This is a genomic window from Phocaeicola plebeius (genome assembly GCF_003437535.1).
Lineage (GTDB): Bacteria > Bacteroidota > Bacteroidia > Bacteroidales > Bacteroidaceae > Phocaeicola > Phocaeicola plebeius_A.
In genome coordinates this window covers 1-21,162 of the sequence record NZ_QSQT01000039.1, presented here as the reverse complement: position 1 = coordinate 21,162, position 21,162 = coordinate 1, and the positions used below count along the sequence as shown (strand labels likewise).

Genomic DNA, 21,162 nt, shown 5'->3' with positions numbered 1-21,162 from the left:
ATACTGAAAATACTGCAGTACTTTCAGGGCAGTACTGTAGTACTTTCGGCAGTGTACTCCAGTACTTTCAAGGAAGTACTGGCATGACGAAGGAGAGTCTTTTTTTCAACGGCTGATATTAAGGAAATACCTTAAACTCGTAGCCTTCTGCAAGCAGCCACTCAATGGATCGGGGAAGGGCATATTTAAGGTTTTCTTCCGATTTCAGGGAGTCATGGAACGTGATGATAGAACCGTTCCGGGCATATTTCTTTACCTTCTCAAATACTTGCGGACCATTGAGCCGCTTGCTGTAGTCTCGCGTAACCAAATCCCACATCACAATCTGGTATTTCTTTTTCAACACATGGTATTGCATCCACCGCATGTGCCCGTGAGGAGGACGAAATAAGTTGGTCTGCAAATAAGCGTTGGCCTTATCGGTATTGGCCAGATAGTTCTGGCTTAAAAATTCGAATCCTCGTATATGGTTAAAAGTATGGTTTCCGATACGATGTCCGCGTTCCACTACCATTTGGAATTCTTTGGGATGCTTCCTTACATTATCACCCACCATGAAGAAGGTAGCTTTAATTCCATATTTGTCCAGTAAATCAAGTACCCAGGGAGTAATCTCAGGTATGGGGCCGTCATCAAAAGTGAGGTAGACAGCTCTTTCGTTTTTATCCATGCGCCAGAGAGCTTTTGGATAAAGCAGACGGATAAATTGTGGAGGTTGTTCTATGAACATGTTTTTCGTCGTTTTAAGAGGTTTGTTTTGCAGAAAGAATTAAAAAGAAAGAATGTCATTCTGAACCTGCAAAGGTGGTGATATTCTCTGTGGTGTTCAGAATGACATTCTGTATCTAATCATTCAATTTCTGTATTATTGAGCAGGAGCGCTGTTACCTACTCGTTTTTCCAGCAGTTTGTACAGCTGGTCGAACTTTTGAGCATAATGCAAAGCAGATTTGTTTTCTTCACCTGTCTTGCTGTCTTTCATTTGCGCCATGGTCTTGCATACATCATCCAGAATATAGAAATAACGCATGCAGTTCTCGTATGAACTTGCGAAACGGGCATCGTCCAGACTCAAGTACCAGGTAGTATATTCTACAGCGTTGTTGGCCAGTTCATTGAGAATCTTTTCAGCTTTCTGCGGCTGTCCTAATGCCAGGTAGTTTTCTGCCATTTCCTTGGAACTGCTCATCAGGTAGTCGTGCGGAACAGTGGTCGAAGGAATCACTTTTTCGCAATAATCCAATGCTTTCAGTGCCTTATCCTTCTTGCCTTCCTTAATCAACTGGCTGGTCAGCTGTACGAACATGCGGCGATGAGTATCGCACATGCGTAATACCGTTTCATCCAGGTAAATGTCAGGGTTGTCAATGCCGCCGAACTTGAACTTGTTCATCAGGTTGTCGTACATCTTTTCGCTGTCGAGTCGTCTGCCTAATTTCGCATTGTCAAACGGAGTGATGCGGTAAGCCAGACCTTCCTGCAAGAAGTTATTGGTCAGGTTCAGGTGATTGTCAGAACCCACAGTGATAGCCATGTACATCGGACGTTCCCAGTTGGTGTTAGCCAACATTTCCAGCATCATCAGTTCGCTCTTATACAGCACTCGTTTTCCTTTCAGAGAGATATGCATGTATTCCGGAATAGAATCAGGTGTCAGCATACCCGAACGTTTGATGGCTTCCTTATCCAGTTTTATGACGATACTGTCGGTCGGAATCATCTGTAAGTCTTCCTTCGGTGAGCGTACCCAGTGTTCCAGAATGTTTTTCAGTTCGTATGGATTATCTCCAAACTCCTTGGCTGCCTCTTCTGGATTCTTTTTGTAGAATTCAAGAATGGTCGGCATGGCATCAGGACGTACGTACACCGCTTCGTTGTGACCGGATACATAGTCAATACGGTTCCAGTTGATAGGTACTGAAGGAGAGTCGTATGCCGGACGGCGCATCTGGTCGATGTACCAGTCAGTCTGCAGATAACTCAGATTGCAGACACGTACATCCGTGCGTACACCTTCTGTTTCCTGATTATACCACAAGGGGAATGTATCGTTATCACCGTTGGTAAAGAGAATCGGATTTCCCTTTTCGGGTACAGAGTTCAGGTAGTTCTGTCCGAAATCGCGGCATGTATAGCGGTTGCTGCGGTCGTGGTCGTCCCATGTTTGGCTTACCATTTGCACGGGTACCAGCAAGCAGACCACACTGGCTAAGATAGCCGCAGGCTTTTCATTGATTTTCTTGCTCAGGTATTCGGCTATGGCTGCCACTCCCAGTCCAATCCAGATGGCAAATGCATAGAACGAACCGGCGTATGCATAGTCTCGTTCACGAGGCTGCTGCGGTGTCTGGTTCAGGTAAAGCACGATGGCCAGACCGGTCATAAAGAAGAGGAAGAAGACAATCCAGAACTGCTGGATACCCTTTTCTCCCTTATAAGCCTGCCAGAACAGACCGATAAGTCCTAAAATCAACGGTAAACAGTAGAATACGTTGTGTCCCTTGTTATTTTTCAGTTCACTTGGGAGCAGCGTTTGGTCGCCTATCAACATGTTATCAATAAATGAAATACCGGTAATCCAGTTTCCATGTTCGATTTCTCCCTGTCCCTGAATGTCATTCTGACGTCCGGCAAAGTTCCACATGAAATAACGCCAGTACATGTAGTTCAACTGGTAGATGAAGAAGAACTTGATGTTATCCCATTGTGTCGGAATCTTCACCATAATCATTTCTCCACACTGGTCGTAGGGAACCTGACGTCCTTCTACTCCTCCCAGCCAGTCTTCGTAGGCTTGTGCATGTGCATCGCTGTACATACGTGGGAACAACATGTTTTGAGCGTATTTATACTCTGTTTTATGACGTACAATTTCGTAGCTGTCTTTTTCATCCGGACGTTCCTTTTCTTTCCGCTGGTATACCGGAGCCCCTTCTTCCACGTCGTACACGCATCCTCCTTCAGTAGGTTTCAATGCCGGTTTAGAAGCATAAGTTTGTCCGTAGAATAACGGGCGGGTACCGTATTGTTCACGGCCTAAGTATTCTCCCAAAGTAAAGATGTCTTCCGGAGAGTTCTGGTCCATTGGCGTATTGGCCGAAGAACGGATGACAATGACTGCATACGAAGAATAACCTACCACAATCATCATCATGGCCAGCAGACTGGTATTCAGCGTGCGTGCGCTGACACGGTATTTTTCACCGATATTGGCAAAGAGGTAAATTGCTAAAATAGCCAGTACGATGATACCGATGAAAACACTGCTCCAGCCGTGTCCGTAGAATGGAATACCCAGCAAACCGACCGTGGTCAGGAAAGAGATATTCATCCGCTTGCAGCTTTTCACGGTATAGCTTTCGTACACACCCCAAATGATGCTTGCGGCCAGAATAATCATGTAAATGATGACACCCGTATTAAATGGCAGGCCGAAGTCGTTGACAAACAGCAACTCAAACCATCCGCCTACCTTCACGATACCCGGCACGATGCCATACAATACGACAGCTACCAGAATCATGGAACCAGCCAAGGCTATCAGACTGCCTTTCAGGTTGGCGTTGGGGTTTTTCTTGTAATAATATACCAGTACGATGGCCGGAATACACAGTAAGTTCAGCAAGTGTACACCGATAGACAATCCTGTGAGGTAAGCAATCAGAATCAGCCAACGGTCGCTGTGAGGCTCGTTAGCCCGGTTCTCCCACTTCAGAATCAGCCAGAAAACAACGGCGGTGAAAAGGCTGGAATACGCATATACTTCACCTTCTACTGCACTGAACCAGAATGTATCACTCCATGTATAGGCCAGTGCACCTACCAGACCAGCTCCCATGATGGTAATCAGCTTGCCCGTAGTCATCTCTTTGTCATCGGGGCAAATCAGTTTCTTGGTCAGGTGAGTAATACTCCAGAATAGGAACAGGATACATGCCGCACTCATCAGGGCACTCATTATGTTCACCATTTTAGCCACTTGAGTCGCATTGCTGGCAAATTGGCTGAACAGGTTGGCTGTCAGCATGAAGAAGGGTGCGCCAGGAGGATGTCCTACCTCCAGTTTGTATCCGGTGGTAATGAATTCCGGACAGTCCCAGAAGCTGGCCGTCGGTTCAATGGTCATGCAGTAAGTAAATGCAGCCACCGCAAAAGTAAGCCAGCCTACCAGATTGTTAATCTTGTTGTACTGTTTCATGAATTATTTTAGTTTCTCGTTAAAATTCAATGCGGCAAAGATAGCAAACATTTGCTAATCAAGTCCCAAAAGTAAATGATAATGTTGCAAAAGGCGTTAAAAGCAGCCTTCTACTCTTCATGATGATGGCATTTTAATATTCGATGAGGCAGGTTGCCGTGTCCTAACAGTTCGATAGGACATTCAAAATGTGCTTCCAGCCATTCGGCGGAGACTTCCGTATCCGGATGGTAATCCAGCGTGCCGTTTACACAGGCAATGCTTTTTACGTTTTGCAGGATGGTACCGATATCGTGACTCACCAGCACGATGGCGCATTCCTTGTTGATTTCTTCCAACAGCGCATAAAGACGAGCCTCGAAACGCTTGTCAATGTATGTGTTGGGTTCATCCAGAATGACGACTTCCGGATTGGAGACGAGTGCGCGTCCTAATAAAGCCCTTTGCAGCTGTCCGCCACTTAATTGTCCGATGGCTCTTTGTTCCAAGCCTTCCAGTCCCATGCGGGCAATGGTTTCACGTACCTTGTCATGCTGTGCCTTGGAGAATGAGCGGAACAATGATTTTTGTTTATTTAATCCGGAAAGAACCACTTCGTACACCGAGATGGGAAATTTCTTGTCTATAGTGTTGTATTGGGGCAAATACCCCATTGTAATCTCATTCACCTCCTTTCCCTGATGAAAAAACTGAATTTTTCCAGCCGTAGGTTTTAGTAAGCCTAAAATAATTTTCATCAAGGTGGTTTTTCCTCCTCCGTTCGGGCCGATAACTCCAAGAAAATCCTTTTCTGCAATTTCCAGGTTGATATGTTCCAATACTTTTTTCTGGTCGTATGCAGCAGCAATCTCAGTCAGTCTGATAAGAGGTTGGTTCATGAGGATAAATTTTAGTTATTGTTTTTTGTTTAATGATTTGGCTATGTGAATCATTTCTTTGTTCCAGTCATAGCTTAACGGGTTGATAGGGACGATTTTTAGTCCCAGTTCCTGCGCGATTACTTCCGCGTTACGCTGGTCGAATTCCTGTTGCACGAATACGACTCTTACCTGTTTCTGCTTGCAGGTTTTCATCAGTTCCTGTAGATGACTCGGTGAGGGTTCCTTTCCTCCTTCCTCGATACTAATTTGCTGCAGGCTGTAATCTCGGGCAAAGTAACTTAATGCCGGATGGTAAATCAGGAAACAATAGTCAGCGTTCGTCAAATAACTCTGCATCTCACGTTCAGTACGGTTGATGACCTGTTGCAGGCTGTCCAGTCGTGTCTGATAGTAAGTTTGATTGTCCGGATCTATTTCAGACAATGCCTTGCAAATGTTAGAAGAAATGATACGTGCATTCGAAACCGAATTCCATATATGAGGTTCTACTCCGTCTATATTTCCATGTGTATGGGCATGCGGATGTATTTCATGAATGAGATCTACTCCTTGCGACATGTCATAAAAAGGCAGTTTGGGCGTATTGGCTTGCAATCTTTCTGCCCATGCCTGTTCAAATCCGATATGGCCGATACGCAGATAGGCTTTACTTCGTGCCAGTTCGACGAGTTGCTGGGGAGTAGGGTCGTATATTTCCGGATTAGCTCCTTTGGGAACAATACTGATCACCTGGAATTTGTCTCCAGCAATGGCTTCTGTGAAATATCGTAACGGTTCAATGGTTACTGTCAGAGTAGGGGCGTCTTCTTTTCCTTGCTTTCCCGTACAAGATACGGTGAGCAGCAGGATACTTATCAAAGTAAAAAAATATTTTTTCATTTGTTTGTGTCGTATTGAAAGTGTGATACAAATATAGTAGTTTCTTTTGGTAGGGGGAGACTCCTTTGTTTATTTTTAGGTTCTTTCTTTGGTTGCCCGAAGAATTTCTCTTTTACCTCCTGGAGGGCCAGGGAGTCGCTCCACGGTGAAACCAGCCGCCTGCAACATTCTCCTTACCACTCCTTTTGCGCAGTAAGTAGTCAGGATTCCACCGGGATTCATCTGGCGGTACAAGTTGTCAAAAAGTGGCTGACTCCACATCTCAGGCTGCTTTTCGGGAGCAAAGGCATCAAAGTAGACCACATCATAACATTCACTGAATGAGAAGTGAGTGAAATCACCTTCTATCTTGTGAAGCGTGAAATAAGGTGAGATTTTTACTTCCTGGTTCCAGGGAGCAGTGTGCAGTGCATAGAATTTCTCACACTCTTCCGGAGCGATTGTTTCCGGATAGGAAAGTTCGCGTACAATATCTTCCGAAAGAGGGAATCGTTCAATGCTGGTAAAGTGAATGGCTCTTTGACTTTCTTCTGCTTCCAGCAAGGTCAGAAAGGCATTCAGTCCTGTACCGAAGCCGATTTCAAGTACACGAGGATTTGCCGCCTGAGCGTGATTCAATCCCATTTGAATAAAAATATGTGCTGACTCGGTCAATGCGCCTTTCACAGAATGATAATGTTCATTCAGTTCAGGAACGTATAATGTATTGCTTCCGTCAGCCGTAGGTTCAAGTGTAATCATCTTTATATCAACAGTCTTTTTTTTAAAATCCGGTTATCCTTTTGTGGAGTTACTTGTTGGGTTTTAAAAAGCTTTCCGGGAATTTCACATGTTGTTCCGTGTGTCCTTTTACACGAATCCAGGTACGGAACCCTTTTTCACCTTCGGTCAGTTCGATGACACGTGCTCCGTTGGACAAGTTATTGTAAACCGTATTTCCACCGGTGTAACGTCCGTATGCCAAGAGAATACCTTGCCACATTACCGCATAATCATTGTCGTGATCATGTCCAACAAACACTCCTTCAATATCGCCCATTTCTTTCATCGCGGTGAAAAGGCCTGAATTTAAGGCAGGGGCACATGCTTTTTCTTTCCGGGTGCCGAACAACGCTGCATTTTCATCGGCTGCAGCCTGATTGTATTCAGGAAGAGGAATGTGGAAGAAAGCCAGCGAAGGAACGGGAGTTCCACCGTTTACCTGTGTATATTGGGAACTATGCTCACGGTACCATTGAATTTGGTCGAAATCGATATAGTCATATCCTCCCACTTCTTTTATCTGCGAATAAGAATGAGAATCAAATACATAAAGGATTTCAGCATCCTTCTGTCCATCGGATGATTTGACCGGTAGAATAAAGTTGGTTGTACCTGAAATACCTTTTGTGGTAGAAGTCAGGCTATAGGGAATACGTTGAATGATTTTCAATAGCTCTTCACGGGAAAGCCCTTGTTCGTCATCGTGGTTTCCGAAGGTTAAAGCAAAGGGGATTTTTCGTTTTGAAACTTGTTCCAGTACGGTACGCATACTTTTTTCTGCAGGTTTTCCGTAGATTACGTCACCAGTAAACATTACCAAATCTGGTTTTTCGGCATTCAGCACTTCATTGATACGTTCAATGGCTACCTCTGCGCGTGGGTCATTAAAAATGTAGTGTACATCGGTAAACTGGACGATTTTGAATTTTCCGTTGGCATTGAACTTTAAGTTTTGTGCATAAGCCAGTGCAGTCATGCATAATAGGCAATAGATGCAAAGAAGTTTTTTCATGTTTTGTTAAATTTTTCGTAGATGATTTTCGGTAGTTTTCGCAAAGATAGTCATATCTTTTGAGCAAGGAAAATTTGCATTGGTTTTCTATCCGATGAATCGGAAGACTCCCAAAGCTGTGGCCACAATAATGGCATAGCGAGCCAGTTTGCCAATGGTCATGGCAATGGTGGTAATCCATACATTGCCTCTCATAAATCCCAAGGCGATGAGCAAAGCGTCCCCAATGACAGGCAGAAATGAGAAAAAAGCCATCCACGACCCTCTTCCGTGAATAAATCGGATGGCCTTATCCATTTGTTTTTTGTCAACCTTGAAATATTTCTCAATCCATTCCGTTTTACCAATTCGCCCTATCCAGTAGCAGGTAAAGCCTCCAAGTGCGTTTCCGGCAGTAGTGAAGAGTGTGGACCACACAGGGTCAAGTCCTAACCCGATGCAGGCCAGTAATACAACCTCCGAACTGAACGGCAAGATGGTTCCGGCCAGGAATGCAGAAAGAAACATTCCCCAGTATCCCCAATCTATCAGAAATTGAATAAATGCATCCATAAATTCATGATACATACGCAGGTCCAGATTCCAAGGGATACCCAAAGAAAGATACGGGTAAAACGGTTGAAGGTCAGTGCCAGTAAGTGACCACCCATGACGGAGCCTACGACTAATGTCATAAGAAAATAAGTATTGAAGTGTGAAGGCAGAAGCAGCATACAGGCCAATGTGCCGATTCCTGTAATTATCAGGACACGAAGCATGATGCGTGTTTGTACCTTGTCCTGGTAGCTATGCAGAATACATTCTACACTGCAGATGGCTATGAATAAGATTGCAATGCCTCCCGAAACCAATTGTGACAAAGAGAGAATAGCGTAGTCTATTGGAGGGAAGTAGGCAAGTGCTTTGAAAGGTAGCCAGGTCGCTTCCATGTTTCCAGCATAAAGATGATAGGCCAATGCAATCCAATAAGGAACGAGGAGGCCGATGAGACCAGCAAAGAATGTGCGGAGGGTAAAAGCCCTCAAACCAATCATGTAGAAATAAATCAGCGGCACAAAGTAGAGTACCTGCGGAAGCAGAAAGCTGCTGATACCGAGACAGAGGAAGCAATGAAAAACAGGAATCGGAGCATATACCGATTCATAGCTTCTGAATAAGTAAGAGAAAGAAACCGTAAACAGCAGAGGAATCCATTGCTCATGTGAATAGGTGTGTAGGAAAGGAAGTCCGCTTAAGAAAAAAAGAAATAGGGCCGCATGAAGTGTTGTACGTGTCCGGATGAGTGAAAACGTGGTATTCAACTCAATCAGGCAGTAGACTATGGCTCCGTGAATGGCCAAAGAAAGTAAATCTGTCTTTTCCTGATAGGTGATACCATACATGATAAGACAGATGATAATGGTCACCGGAAGAGTAGCCCTTCCGGTGGCCAGTTCATATTGAAATCTATTTCGGGCAAGCATGTGTTACAGGTCAAACCCGATATCTGAACGGAAATATTTTTTCTCGAAACAGATTTTGCCTGCATTCTGGAAAGACTGTGCTAGAGCTTCTGCCTTGTTGGCTCCGTAGGAACTAACTGCGATAACTCGTCCTCCGGCAGTAACTACCTGTCCGTCTTTCAAGGCTGTTCCAGCATGGAATACAATACTTCCGCCTGCCTTTGCTTCTTCAATACCCGTCATCGGGAATCCTTTTTCATAAGCTTCTGGGTAGCCGCCAGATACCAGCATGACGCAGACAGCTGAGCGCGGGTCAATTTCTAGGGCCTTTTCATTCAGGTTGCCCTGAGCTACCCCTTCAAATAAGTCTACTAAGTCACTCTTGATACGAAGCATGACACTTTCTGTTTCAGGGTCACCCATACGTACATTGTATTCGATTACCATCGGTTCACCTTTTACGTTAATCAGTCCAAAGAAGATAAATCCTTTGTAATCGATACCTTCTGCAGCCAGTCCTTCAACAGTAGGACGGATGATACGGTCTTCCACCTTCTTCATCCATTCTGCATCTGCAAATGGAACTGGAGAAACAGAACCCATACCGCCTGTGTTCAATCCTTTGTCACCTTCGCCGATACGTTTGTAGTCTTTGGCTTCTGGCAGGATTTTGTAGTTCTTTCCATCAGTCAGTACGAATACTGAGCATTCAATACCGCTTAGGAACTCTTCGATAACTACTGTAGCAGAGGCATTTCCGAACATTCCGCCCAGCATTTCTTTCAGTTCTTTCTTGGCTTCTTCCAATGTGGGGAGAATCAATACACCTTTTCCAGCACACAATCCGTCAGCTTTCAGCACGTAGGGTGCTTCCAGTGTTTCCAGGAAAGCCAGTCCTTCTTCCAGGTTGGCTGCAGTTACGCTCTTGTATCCGGCAGTCGGAATATGATGACGCTGCATGAAACCTTTGGCAAATTCCTTGCTTCCTTCGAGTACGGCTCCAGCCTTTGACGGACCGATAACCGGTACCTGCTTCAATGCGTCATCGTTTTTGAAGAAATCATATACCCCCTTCACCAATGGGTCTTCCGGACCTACTACTACCATGTCAATGCCGTGGGCCGTTACAAACTGCTTGATACCTTCAAAGTCATCGGCTTTGATAGCTACGTTTTCGCCTACTTCACGCGTACCGGCATTTCCCGGAGCGATGTATAACTTTTCAATTTTCGGGCTTTGTGCGATTTTCCATGCCAGTGCATGTTCGCGTCCTCCTGAACCTAAAAGTAAAAGTTTCATATATGTATCTGTTTTTTAGTCTATTATTTCAAATGGTCTTCAAAATAGCGGGTGATGTGTTCGTGCAGGTGTACACGGTCACGTCCCATCATGTTATGTCCGTCTTCCGGATAAACGAAGAAGTCCGGATGGGTACCAGCTTCAATACAAGCTCTCAGGAATGAGTAGCTGTGCTGTGGAACACAAGTGGGGTCTGTACCTCCGATAATGATTTCCAGACGGCCTTTCAGGTTGCCAGCCTTTTGTTTCAAGTCGGAACCCTTGTATCCTTCCGGATTAGTTTCCGGAGTATCCATATAACGTTCACCGTACATCACCTCATAGAACTTCCAGTCAATGACTGGTCCTCCAGCTACACCTACCTTGAAGATGTCAGGATAAGTCAGCATCAGGTTGGTCGTCATGAAGCCACCGAAGCTCCAGCCGTGTACACCAATTCGTTCACCGTCTACATAAGACAGTGATTTCAGGAACTCGGCACCTTTCACCTGGTCTTTCATTTCTTCTACTCCCAAGTGGCGGAATGTACAGTTCTCAAAAGCCAGTCCTCGGTTATCACTTCCCCGGCTGTCTACTGTCAGCATCACATACCCTTTCTGAGCCATGTATAAATCCCATCCTCTGGCATCGTAGAAACGCGTGTTGTGGATGAGCTGTGCGTGCGGTCCACCATATACGTAGATAATGGCCGGATATTTCTTGTTCGGGTCAAAGTCTACGGGCTTAATCAGACGATAATACAAGTTTGTTGTTCCGTCAGCTGCTTTAAAGGTACCGATGGTAATTTCCGGTAACTTAAACTGGCTGCTCATCGGGTCATCAGCTTTCAGTAATGTAGTTCCTTTCTTTCCGTTGGTTGGCAGTAAAGTGATTTCACGTCCTACATTAAATGAAGAGAAGTTGTCAATCAGGTAAGTACCGCTTTCAGAGAGAGAAGCCCGGTGCATACCGTCTTTTTCTCCCAGTAATGTACGCTTTCCAGTTTTGACGTTGAGGCTGAACAGATTGGTTTGCAGCGGAGATATTTCTGTGCTACCGATAATAATTTCCTTCTTTCCTGCATTGAATCCAAGAATATCCTGCACCAGCCAGTCGCCTTGTGTCAAAGGAGTTACTTTCAGGTGTTCCAGATAGGTAGTGCCTTCCAGTTTGCCATTTTTCCATGTACCTTCTCCTTTTGCCTTCGTATCCATCAGATACAGGTGGTTGAAACCGTCGCGTTGACTCTGGTAAATAAATTTACTTTCGTCCCACGGCAGGAATACCAGCGGATGCTGAGGTTCTACGTATTTCGGGTTCTTTTCTTCATACAATACCCCTTCCCGTTCGCCTGTGGCAGCCTGATAGCATACAAGTTGGGCATGATTCTGGTCACGGTTCAGTTCGATAACATAAATATGCTGCTCATCGGGCGACCAGCTGACATTGGTAAAATAACGGTCGGTCGGGTCACCGGCCTGCAGGTAAATTACTTTTCCAGTCTTTACATCGTATACTCCTACCGTCACTTTGTGGCTGGTCATTCCTGCCATCGGATATTTGTCCGGCTCAAGAGTCGCGATACGGGTCGATGTATTCACCTGAGGATAGTCTGTGACCATACTCTGGTCCATGCGATAGAAAGCCAGATAACTTCCCTTCGGGCTCCAGAATGTACCTTTATAAATACCGAATTCGTTACGGTGTACAGCTTGTCCGTAAACTACCCCTTCTTCTGTTTGTGAAGGGTTAATCTGGTGACTTTCCTCCCCTTTGCCAGTTACAAACAAACCGTTACCGACGGTATAGGCCACTTTGTCATTGGTTTTGCAAAAGTCAAGATTGGTAGCTTTTTCGTTCAGGCGGGATATGTTCGTAATTTTTTTCTGTCCGAAGTCATATTCCACCCAATAGCTGTTCTGTTGAAATACTATGACTTTACGCTCTGACCAAGGCAATGAAGCCGACATCAGGCTGCGAAGCGGTTTTAGTTCGTGTGACAGCTGATAGGGCTTCTCTCCTTTTTCAATGGCCTGATTTATCTCTTCCAGTGTGACAAGTATGCTTTCCTTGCCATCTTTCAACTGAATGCTGCGGATGTTTTCCACATCCGCACGTACACATACATCTCCCCACCATTGCAGTCCCGGAATGTTTTCAGGGACTAAGTTGAAATAATTGTTTCCGCCCGGAATCACATCTTCCAGTGTATAGGTTTTCTTTTCCTGGGCAAAAGTGGCGAGAGTGGTCATACAGCACAAAAAGAATAAAAAGTATATACGTTTCATGTTCTGTCTATTTTTAATCTTGTGAGTTACCTTCCTCCTCGCTGCGGCGTCTGTGCATGTAGCGTGGGGCAGGAGCCGCTTTCGGGCGTCCGTCGTCTGTAGAAGGACGCGGAGTACGTGGCTTCGAATCTTCCTTATATTTGAATTCTTTACGGCGTTCACGAGTAAATTCTTTTCCGTCGCCTGCTTTGCGTCCGCGGAATGTTTCTTTGCGGTCAGCATCTTTACGGAATCCTTCTTTACGGTCGCTGCGGAAACCTTCTTTCCGTTCTCCACGACCTCCGTCTTTGCGCTCCTTACGGCCATATTCCACTTTTTCTCCCTGACGACGTGGACGTGCCGGTCTTTCTTCACGCTTCGGCTTAAACTCCTTGTCGCTGTTATCGGAACGGAATTCCTTGTATTTCCCGTCAAACAACTGGTATTTACGGAACTGACATTCCAATGCTCCATTAAACAAAGGCACTTTTATAGAAGCCTTCAGTCCGATCTGGTCAAAGCATTCGTCACGGTAGCTCAGAATCCAGGCGTCATTTCCCGTGAATGCATGTTTCAAGCGTTCACCAATCATCTGGTAAAGTCCCAGCAAATCTTCTGACGAGATACGCTCTCCGTAAGGAGGGTTGGTGATGATAATACTTTTCTGTGCAGGCTGCTCAAACTGCTGGAATGGCTGGATTTTCAGGATGACATCCTTGCTTACTCCTGCAGCTTTCACGTTATGCTGAGCAATTTCGTTTGCTTTCGGATTGTTGTCGTATCCATAAATCTTATGAGTAAACTCACGCTCCTGTGAGTCATCGTTGTAGATAGCATCAAACAAATCCTGGTCAAAGTCTTTCCATTTCTCGAATCCGAATTCTTTACGGAATACACCCGGAGCGATATTGCGTGCAATCAAAGCGGCTTCGATAGGTATAGTTCCTGAACCACACATCGGGTCTATCAGGTCACATTCACCTCTCCAGCCTGTCATCAGAATCATACCGGCTGCTAATACCTCGTTCAACGGTGCTTCCACCTGTTCCTGACGGTATCCTCTACGGTGAAGTGATTCACCTGAACTATCCAAGGCAAGTGTACACTCTTCCTCTGCAATATGGATGTGAATAGCCAAATCCGGGTTACTGATACGTACGGAAGGACGGTTGCCTGTCTTTTCGCGGAAATAGTCGACTACCGCATCTTTCACTTTGTATGCCACGAATTTAGAATGACGGAATTCATTAGAGAACACTACGGCATCTACCGAGAAACTACTCATGTTGTCTAGATAGTTTTCCCATGCGATACTCTTTACGGCCTCATATACTTCGTCGGCAGTCTTCGCAGTAAAATGTTTGATAGGTTTTAAGATACGGATGGCAGTACGAAGGCAGAAATTAGCCTTATACATCATGGCTTTGTCTCCGGTGAAAGAAACCATACGTCGTCCGATTTCAATGTTGCTGGCTCCTAATTCCGTGAGTTCCTGTGCCAGAACTTCTTCCAGTCCCTGGAAGGTCTTGGCGATAAGCTCGAATTCTTGATTCATCTTGATAAAATTACGTAATTTCAATTGATTGGGCAAAAATACGAAATTTCAGGTTGCTAGTCAACTGTGTATAAAGAAAAGATGGCTTATGAGAAAATAATTTCATAAGCCATCTTTATCTATAATGATTTGTGTAATATTACCAACCTGGGTTGTTAGGAGCTAAGTTAGGATTGATGGAAATTTCATTGATAGGAATGGATAATAGGTAATGTTTTGGTTCTTCAAATACAGCTTGTGTTTTTACTCTTTTTCCATAAATATCCAATGCTCCTTCAGAGGTAAGGCCAAGTTCTTCTTTCATATCGTTTATTTGTTCTGTAGTATACAAACTAGCATCAGGAATAATACCAGCTCTTACTACTACACTAGCATCCAGTCGTTTACCACAAGCCCATCTTCTTAGGTCATCGTATCTATAACCTTCACCGAATAATTCAATACGGCGCTCTCTTCTGATTTCACGAATTAAATTAGCATTGCTACCCTTGATGTTTGGATATTCTTTTTCCAGTTTTGGATCAGCTACTGGGTTAACGGTCAATGGATGATTGAAACCAACGCGCTTTCTAAGTTCATTGATTGTTCTTCCAAGTTCTGTATTATCCAGTACTCCTAATTCTGCTCCGGCTTCAGCACGGATTAAAAGAATTTCTCCGTATCTGAAAATGGGAGCGTCAATGCTACCTTTATGGTGGTCTGAAGAAAACTCAGATGTTTTATAGAATTTTGCAATAGCATAACCTGTAGAAGAAGAACCATCCGCACCAGTTGCTACGATATTGGCAATATTAGCTGCTTTACCATGCAAATAGTATGTATACTCTCCATCTTTCGGGGTAGCTATGGTTTGCAATAATCTAGGATCTCTGTTTTCCAGTTCCGCAATAATTCCTGTGTGTGTAGTATGTCCTTCACATCCACATAATGAGATAGGTTTTCCTGTTGTTGCACATAAGTAATCTTCTACTGCATCTCGGCTTGCACCGATAGGAGTTTCACCTACTCCAATTTGTCTGGTAACATTATTACCTTTACCTAAAGACGGATCATATTCTTTAGCTAAAATAACCTCTGAATTATTATTATAGTTTTCTTGTGTAAATAATTCATGATATGCAGTTTTAGGTGAGCTTCCTTTAAATATGGAGTAGCCATATTCTTCTTTCATTAATTCGCCTGCAGCATCATACGCTTCCTGCAAGAATTTTACGTCGCCTTCTATGTTATGGTATCTTCTCCAGGTACCTTCAAATAAGCACATTCTTGCTTTTAATGCAATAGCTGCGTCTTTTGAAACTCGGCTTACTCCCACTTTAGATTTAGGAGAAAGCAGATTGATGGCCTTTTCAATATTTAAAAGTAAGCTGTCAGCTACAAGTGTTCTTGAATCACGTCCTTTATACATTTCCTCATCACCAGGGTTCAAGACTGTGGTATACCAAGGAACATCACCATATACACTTAACTTATTAAAGTAATCTAAGCATTTAAAGAAGTAGATTTCTCCTGCGTATTGATTCTTTTCAGCCTGAGTTGCTGGAGATGATTGATAGTTCATCAAGAAATCATTGCATGCACGTATATTTTCCCATTGCCACTCTGTATCTTTAGCTTCTGTAGGAGCTACATGCAAGCCAAAACTTTTTACGTTATATTCCCATGTAAAAATGTTGTCTGACTCAAATTCTTTTTCCAGCATTCCAAAACTATATGATAAGGGATCACCATGACCTTTTATCAGTTTTGGGTAGAAGTTGTTACAGTATTGCTGGAGGGCAGTACCAGTCGCAGTAGTAAAGAACTGATCTTTTGTTACTGAGTCTAACGGCTCCCTGTCAAGGTAGTCACAACTTTGAAAGCTAAGTGCCAACAATGTGGCATATAATATAGTTTTTTTCATAATACAATAAGCAAATTTAGAATGTAACATTAATACCAAATGAATAAGATCGGCAGAATGGATATTTCGTCATTCTTTCTTCCAAGCTACCATCATCTTTTGTATCTCCTGTAGAGTCTGGATCCAAGTATTTATATAAGCCGGTAGCTTCCCATAAGTTTTGTCCACTTGCAAAGACTTTCAATTGTGAGATACCTAATTTAGATACCCATGATGTCGGTAAAGTATAACCGATTGTCAAATCTTTCAAGCGGATATAAGATGCGTCTTGCAGGTATTTTGTTTGAATCTGACGGCTTCTCGTTGTATTTGTGGGTACTGGGAAATAGGCATTAGGATTGGTTTCACTCCATACGTCATTTATATGGGTTTCATTTAATGCACTCCACCATTGACCTGTGTATCCCCAGAAGACTGTATTGTTATCTCCTAACCATAAGTCTCTTTTCATTACACCTTCAAATAAAGCTCGGACATCAAATCCTTTCCAATTTAATCCTAAATTGATATTGAAGCGGTATCTCGGTGTTTGATTACCGATAATCTTTTTATCACCATGGTCATTCAGCTGATTTTTTCCGTAAGTAATGACACCGTCACCATCCAAATCTGCATATTTTATGTCACCAGGAATCCAGGTACCACTGATTTGTTTCTGACGTACTTTCATTGCTTCGGCTTCTGCGTCATCTTTAATGAATCCTTCTGTTACGTATCCCCAGATGTCTCCCAAACGTTGACCTTCATAATAGTCACCAAGATATCCGGTTGGGTTATCATATTTAGTGATAGTTGAATAACTGTCTGAAATGCCAATGCCGATATTATAATTTAAAGTAGAACCGGCTACATCGTTGATATTATCATTCCAGTTAAGTGTCAACTCCCAACCGTTTGTCCGCATATTGGCTAAGTTTTCTTTACCTCCTGTAGATCCCATAGTAGCAGGGTAGGCCTTAGATACGACCATATCATTTGTATAACGTAAGAAATAATCAAATGAAGCAGTCAGTCTGTTGTTTAATAATCCTAAGTCTATACCAAAGTTTGCGGTAGTAACTTTTTCCCATGTTACGTTGTTGTATGCCAGTGAAGCAGGAGTAATACCGTTGGCAAGTTTGCCGCCAATCAAATAATTTAGCTGTTCGAATCCCATCAAGCTTAAGAAGTCAAAGTTGCTGTTTGTTACCTGATTTCCTAAGCTACCTAAAGATGCGCGTAGCTTCACATTGTCGAAAATCTTTTTAGCTGGTTCAAAGAACTTTTCTTCTGAAAGTCTCCATCCCAAAGAAGCAGAAGGGAAGAATCCCCAGCGGCTATCTGATGCATATTTTGAAGAACCGTCATAACGTCCGTTTACTTCTACCAGATATTTCCCAGCATAGTCATAGTTTAATCGGAAGAAAGCACCTTGAACTGCCCAAATGGTAGCTTCTTCTTCTAGTTTCTGTTTGGTGTTTGCCCAGTCAATAATAGGAGCATCATTCAGGTATAAGTCTGTAACATAGCCATAAAAATTGCTGGTTTTTTTACTTTCCTGGTTGTATCCTACCATGGCAGTAAAAGAATGAGATTTAGGCAATTCAAACTTATATTCAGCCCAAAGATTCAATGCCTGATAAGTGTCATCATATTTTCTTAATGAAACTCCGTTGGGTTCTCCTTTGGCAATCTGTGATCCATCTGGTTGTTTCTGGTAAATCGTTTTATTATGAGCGCGTTCATCTCTGAACAGCCGGTTCCCAGTATAATCTCCTTTAATGGATAATCCTTTTAATGGAGTTAAATTGAACGATCCTGTATACCATATATCGTCATATACATTCTTTTTGCGTCCGGCTTGTGCCAGCATTCCTGCAATATTAAAGTTGAAGTTTGAGCCTGCTACAGCAGCAAAGTCTCCATCTGGCAAGTATACAGGGATGAAGGGGAATGCACGGTAAACTTCATAATAAGGATCCTCACTTGTATAATGGTTTGAGTTTGGTTCATTCACTTCACTTCTATTATATTTTGTTCTAAATCCAATTTCTAACCAGTCTGTTACTTTTGAAGTGAAATTAAATGACATATTGATACGTTTATATGTATCTGTACCAAAAGCCAGTAAGCCGTCTTGCCCTTTGTATCCTAAAGAAGCATAGTATGCGGTTTTTTCGCTACCACCTCTTAAGCTCGCATTATGTTGTTGCATAAAGGCTGCGTTCTTATAGAAGATATCCATCCAGTCTGTATTTCCGGCGTAGGCCCATTCTCCGTTTGCTGTAAATTTATTTCCTTGTGTATTTTCCCATGCTGTGGGGCGAGTAGGGTCTTTCATATAGGCATCTACAGCTGCGATTAGTTCGTCGCTCCAGTATTGGGTTCCACTGGTATTCTTAGATTCATTATTCATCGCTCTTAGCCATTGATCTGCCGGTAAGCTATGGGGTAATCTGGATGGTGTAGACCATGAAAAATTATTATTGTAGTTAAAAGTGATTTTCTCTCCTGTTTTTCCTTTTTTGGTTGTAATTAACACAACTCCAAATGCTGCTCTGGCACCATATACAGCTGCTGAAGAAGCATCCTTTAAAACAGAAATGCTTTCAATGTCTTGAGGGTTGATTAATGAGATATCATTTGTTTCTACACCATCCACAAGCACGAGAGCAGAACCTCCGTTTAAGGATGTTAATCCACGCACGTTAATGCTAGTTTCTGCATTTGGATTACCATTGGCAAATGAAATGTTTAAGTTTGGGATAACGCCTTGTAAACCTTGAGCTAGATTAGCTATAGGTCTGTCTTCCAGTACATCACTTTCAGCCATTGCTACAGAACCAGTTAGGTTTACTTTTTTTTGGGTTCCGTACCCTACTACTACAACTTCTTCCAATGTTTTTGTATCGTCTTCTAGTACGACTGAAATTGGAGTTCCTTTCCATATGACTTCTTTTGTTAAGTAACCCACAAAAGAAACTTGAATTACAGCTCCTTTTTCTACATTTGGAAGCTCAAAATTTCCATCAAAATCTGTGATGGTACCAATTGTTGTACCCTTGACCAATACAGATGCACCAATAACACTTTCACCGGACGCATCTTTTACAACTCCTGAGCACGTCGATTTTTGTTGTACAATGTTAGAATTGATAATTACGGATGGTTGCTCTGCATACAGCAGTTGTGTGGTTCCACCTACAGTTAGTAGTAACGCACCTAGTAATTTCAGATTACTCATAGTTCTTAAAATTAAGGTATATAGAATTTATTGATTATTTTCAATAGATTCAGTATTAGATTGGTTAATTAAATTGCACATATTTCTATATTTTGTATAGGAATATATTTTTTCGAATTCAAAAATAAATATATATTTTTAAATATCCAAAATTTTACCCACTATATATTAAAAGAAATTGTTCGTTTTTTCTATTTCTAGTATGAATATTAATGATTAATAAATGTGGAGGAGTTATTCTATTTTTTGAACGTTTCAGATATTCTTAAGTATGGGGAAATAATTTCTTTTTATAGCATATATCTTTTTCAGGTAGATCTGTCATTAGTATATTAAGCTGTCATTTTTCCATTATTAAAGAGGTTAATATATATCTAACATCATTAGTGTCCACTAAAAAATTATAGAAGTTCTTTGAAATTATTGAAATTCAATTTGTTACAGGAGATTTTGGGGAGAACGGATTTGAATTTACTTTTGTGGTAATTTTCAGACCGTTATGCATAAAGACCCATATATTTTTGCCCAATTAGTTAAGTTCCTTGACCGAAGTAAATTCAATCGTATCGTTACAAAGTATGAAGGCGATAAGTATATCAAGAGCTATACCTGTTGGAATCAGCTGCTTACGATGATGTTCGGTCAGCTATCCAATCGAGATAGTCTTAGAGATTTGATTGTGGCTATGGAAGCTCATGCTGGAAAACTTTACCATCTCGGAATCGGGAAGTCTGTAACTCGGAGCAATCTTAGTAAGGCTAATGAGCAACGTAACTACCGCATCTTCGAAGAGTACGCAACATTCATGATTGCCGAGGCCCGCAAGCGTAGAATCAATAAAATATTCGAACTTGACGGTCATGTTTATGCATTTGACTCTACAACGATTGATCTGTGCCTGTCAGTGTTTGAATGGGCTAAATTTCGCAAACATAAAGGCGGAATAAAGTTGCATACGCTCTACGATATTGAAGCGGAAGTGCCTGCATTTGTGTATATTACACCTGCCAATATTCACGCTTCAAAGGCTATGCCTGAGATTCCATATGAATCAGGAGCGCATTATATATTCGACCGAGGGTATAACGATTTCAGCAACCTTAATACAATAAATCGTATAGGTGCTTTCTTCATTGTACGAGCCAAAACAAATATACGGATCAAGCCTAAAACATGGAAACGAAGATTGCCAGAAGGTGTAGTATCGGATGTAATCGGATGCTTTACGGTTTATAAAAGTTCTAAGGATTACCCTGAGGAACTTAGAAAACTCATCATTGAAAATCCTGAAGACGGTATACGATACATCTTTCTGACAAATAATCTTGACGCATCTGCAGAGTTTATATCATCGCTTTATCGAAACAGATGGAGTGTTGAACTGTTCTTCAAATGGATAAAACAACACCTCAGGATTAAGAAGTTCTGGGGAACATCGGAAAACGCTGTACGCATACAAATCTATTGTGCGATAATCACTTACTGCTTAGTAGCAATAATCCAACACAATATGAAATTAGAACGTAGCGTCTATGCAATTCTCCAAATACTCGGAATCTCTCTGACCGACAAAACACATCTCAGTGACTTGTTTGACAAATCGAATTTCAAAAATGTCAAAGACCGATATGATTCAAGTGAACCGAATTTATTTAATTTTTAACCTTGTCCATTTTTAGTGGACAGTAGTGATCGGATATAATTAATATGAGGCTGTCTCAAAATGTACTGCACCCCAAAAGTTAGACACAAAACTTTTGGG

14 protein-coding genes are annotated in these 21,162 nt (G+C 42.5%); 1 reads left to right on the top strand and 13 read right to left on the bottom strand.

The window, feature by feature from the left end; translation table 11 throughout:
- Nucleotides 1-118 precede the first annotated feature (118 nt).
- The 13 genes from DXD04_RS14915 to DXD04_RS14855 form a co-directional block, all read right to left on the bottom strand.
- Nucleotides 119-730, bottom strand: a complete 612-nt coding sequence (locus DXD04_RS14915; protein WP_022053830.1) for a polysaccharide deacetylase family protein — start codon at nucleotides 728-730, stop codon at nucleotides 119-121.
- A gap of 135 nt (nucleotides 731-865) precedes the next feature.
- Entirely contained in the window at nucleotides 866-4,198 is a 3,333-nt protein-coding gene (locus DXD04_RS14910) for a glycosyltransferase family 117 protein (RefSeq protein ID WP_117673984.1), read from the bottom strand.
- Nucleotides 4,199-4,308: 110 nt separating this feature from the next.
- Nucleotides 4,309-5,076, bottom strand: a complete 768-nt coding sequence (locus tag DXD04_RS14905; protein ID WP_117673983.1) for a metal ABC transporter ATP-binding protein — start codon at nucleotides 5,074-5,076, stop codon at nucleotides 4,309-4,311.
- A 15-nt stretch (nucleotides 5,077-5,091) separates the two neighbouring features.
- Nucleotides 5,092-5,958, bottom strand: coding sequence for a metal ABC transporter solute-binding protein, Zn/Mn family (locus tag DXD04_RS14900; protein ID WP_117673982.1), 867 nt, complete (start codon nucleotides 5,956-5,958; stop codon nucleotides 5,092-5,094).
- Nucleotides 5,959-6,033: 75 nt separating this feature from the next.
- Nucleotides 6,034-6,699, bottom strand: coding sequence for a tRNA (5-methylaminomethyl-2-thiouridine)(34)-methyltransferase MnmC2 (mnmC2, locus tag DXD04_RS14895; protein WP_409034807.1), 666 nt, complete (start codon nucleotides 6,697-6,699; stop codon nucleotides 6,034-6,036).
- A 49-nt stretch (nucleotides 6,700-6,748) separates the two neighbouring features.
- Nucleotides 6,749-7,732 carry a metallophosphoesterase family protein gene (locus DXD04_RS14890; protein WP_117673981.1) on the bottom strand — a complete coding sequence of 328 codons (984 nt, stop codon included), beginning with the start codon at nucleotides 7,730-7,732 and terminating at the stop codon, nucleotides 6,749-6,751.
- 87 nt (nucleotides 7,733-7,819) lie between these two features.
- Nucleotides 7,820-8,284 carry a YqaA family protein gene (locus DXD04_RS14885; protein ID WP_007560155.1) on the bottom strand — a complete coding sequence of 155 codons (465 nt, stop codon included), beginning with the start codon at nucleotides 8,282-8,284 and terminating at the stop codon, nucleotides 7,820-7,822.
- Nucleotides 8,260-9,195 (bottom strand): hypothetical protein, encoded by a 936-nt coding sequence (locus DXD04_RS14880; protein WP_117673980.1) that lies wholly within the window; start codon nucleotides 9,193-9,195, stop codon nucleotides 8,260-8,262. Before DXD04_RS14880 ends, DXD04_RS14885 begins: the two co-directional genes overlap by 25 nt.
- Nucleotides 9,196-9,198: 3 nt before the next feature.
- The gene (gene purD / locus DXD04_RS14875; RefSeq protein ID WP_117673979.1) at nucleotides 9,199-10,473 is read right to left on the bottom strand and encodes a phosphoribosylamine--glycine ligase; all 1,275 of its coding nucleotides are present in this window, start codon (nucleotides 10,471-10,473) and stop codon (nucleotides 9,199-9,201) included.
- Between the two features lie 23 nt (nucleotides 10,474-10,496).
- Nucleotides 10,497-12,740 (bottom strand): S9 family peptidase, encoded by a 2,244-nt coding sequence (locus DXD04_RS14870; RefSeq protein WP_181977145.1) that lies wholly within the window; start codon nucleotides 12,738-12,740, stop codon nucleotides 10,497-10,499.
- A gap of 13 nt (nucleotides 12,741-12,753) precedes the next feature.
- Nucleotides 12,754-14,274, bottom strand: a complete 1,521-nt coding sequence (locus tag DXD04_RS14865; protein ID WP_117673977.1) for a THUMP domain-containing class I SAM-dependent RNA methyltransferase — start codon at nucleotides 14,272-14,274, stop codon at nucleotides 12,754-12,756.
- Between the two features lie 139 nt (nucleotides 14,275-14,413).
- Nucleotides 14,414-16,177: a RagB/SusD family nutrient uptake outer membrane protein gene (locus tag DXD04_RS14860; protein ID WP_117673976.1), complete on the bottom strand. Its 1,764-nt coding sequence runs from the start codon at nucleotides 16,175-16,177 to the stop codon at nucleotides 14,414-14,416.
- A gap of 16 nt (nucleotides 16,178-16,193) precedes the next feature.
- Entirely contained in the window at nucleotides 16,194-19,400 is a 3,207-nt protein-coding gene (locus DXD04_RS14855) for a SusC/RagA family TonB-linked outer membrane protein (RefSeq protein ID WP_117673975.1), read from the bottom strand.
- A 499-nt stretch (nucleotides 19,401-19,899) separates the two neighbouring features.
- Here DXD04_RS14855 and DXD04_RS14850 point away from each other — a divergent pair, with 499 nt between their 5' ends.
- Nucleotides 19,900-21,063: an IS4 family transposase gene (locus tag DXD04_RS14850; protein ID WP_117673974.1), complete on the top strand. Its 1,164-nt coding sequence runs from the start codon at nucleotides 19,900-19,902 to the stop codon at nucleotides 21,061-21,063.
- The last annotated feature ends 99 nt before the right edge of the window (nucleotides 21,064-21,162 follow it).

Bases quoted from the DNA above. Each gene is read 5' to 3' on its own strand.
- DXD04_RS14915 (WP_022053830.1), bottom strand. From the start codon at position 730: ATGTTCATAGAACAACCTCCACAATTTATCCGTCTGCTTTATCCAAAA.
- DXD04_RS14910 (WP_117673984.1), bottom strand. From the start codon at position 4,198: ATGAAACAGTACAACAAGATTAACAATCTGGTAGGCTGGCTTACTTTT.
- DXD04_RS14905 (WP_117673983.1), bottom strand. From the start codon at position 5,076: ATGAACCAACCTCTTATCAGACTGACTGAGATTGCTGCTGCATACGAC.
- DXD04_RS14900 (WP_117673982.1), bottom strand. From the start codon at position 5,958: ATGAAAAAATATTTTTTTACTTTGATAAGTATCCTGCTGCTCACCGTA.
- mnmC2 (WP_409034807.1), bottom strand. From the start codon at position 6,699: ATGATTACACTTGAACCTACGGCTGACGGAAGCAATACATTATACGTT.
- DXD04_RS14890 (WP_117673981.1), bottom strand. From the start codon at position 7,732: ATGAAAAAACTTCTTTGCATCTATTGCCTATTATGCATGACTGCACTG.
- DXD04_RS14885 (WP_007560155.1), bottom strand. From the start codon at position 8,284: ATGGATGCATTTATTCAATTTCTGATAGATTGGGGATACTGGGGAATG.
- DXD04_RS14880 (WP_117673980.1), bottom strand. From the start codon at position 9,195: ATGCTTGCCCGAAATAGATTTCAATATGAACTGGCCACCGGAAGGGCT.
- purD (WP_117673979.1), bottom strand. From the start codon at position 10,473: ATGAAACTTTTACTTTTAGGTTCAGGAGGACGCGAACATGCACTGGCA.
- DXD04_RS14870 (WP_181977145.1), bottom strand. From the start codon at position 12,740: ATGAAACGTATATACTTTTTATTCTTTTTGTGCTGTATGACCACTCTC.
- DXD04_RS14865 (WP_117673977.1), bottom strand. From the start codon at position 14,274: ATGAATCAAGAATTCGAGCTTATCGCCAAGACCTTCCAGGGACTGGAA.
- DXD04_RS14860 (WP_117673976.1), bottom strand. From the start codon at position 16,177: ATGAAAAAAACTATATTATATGCCACATTGTTGGCACTTAGCTTTCAA.
- DXD04_RS14855 (WP_117673975.1), bottom strand. From the start codon at position 19,400: ATGAGTAATCTGAAATTACTAGGTGCGTTACTACTAACTGTAGGTGGA.
- DXD04_RS14850 (WP_117673974.1), top strand. From the start codon at position 19,900: ATGCATAAAGACCCATATATTTTTGCCCAATTAGTTAAGTTCCTTGAC.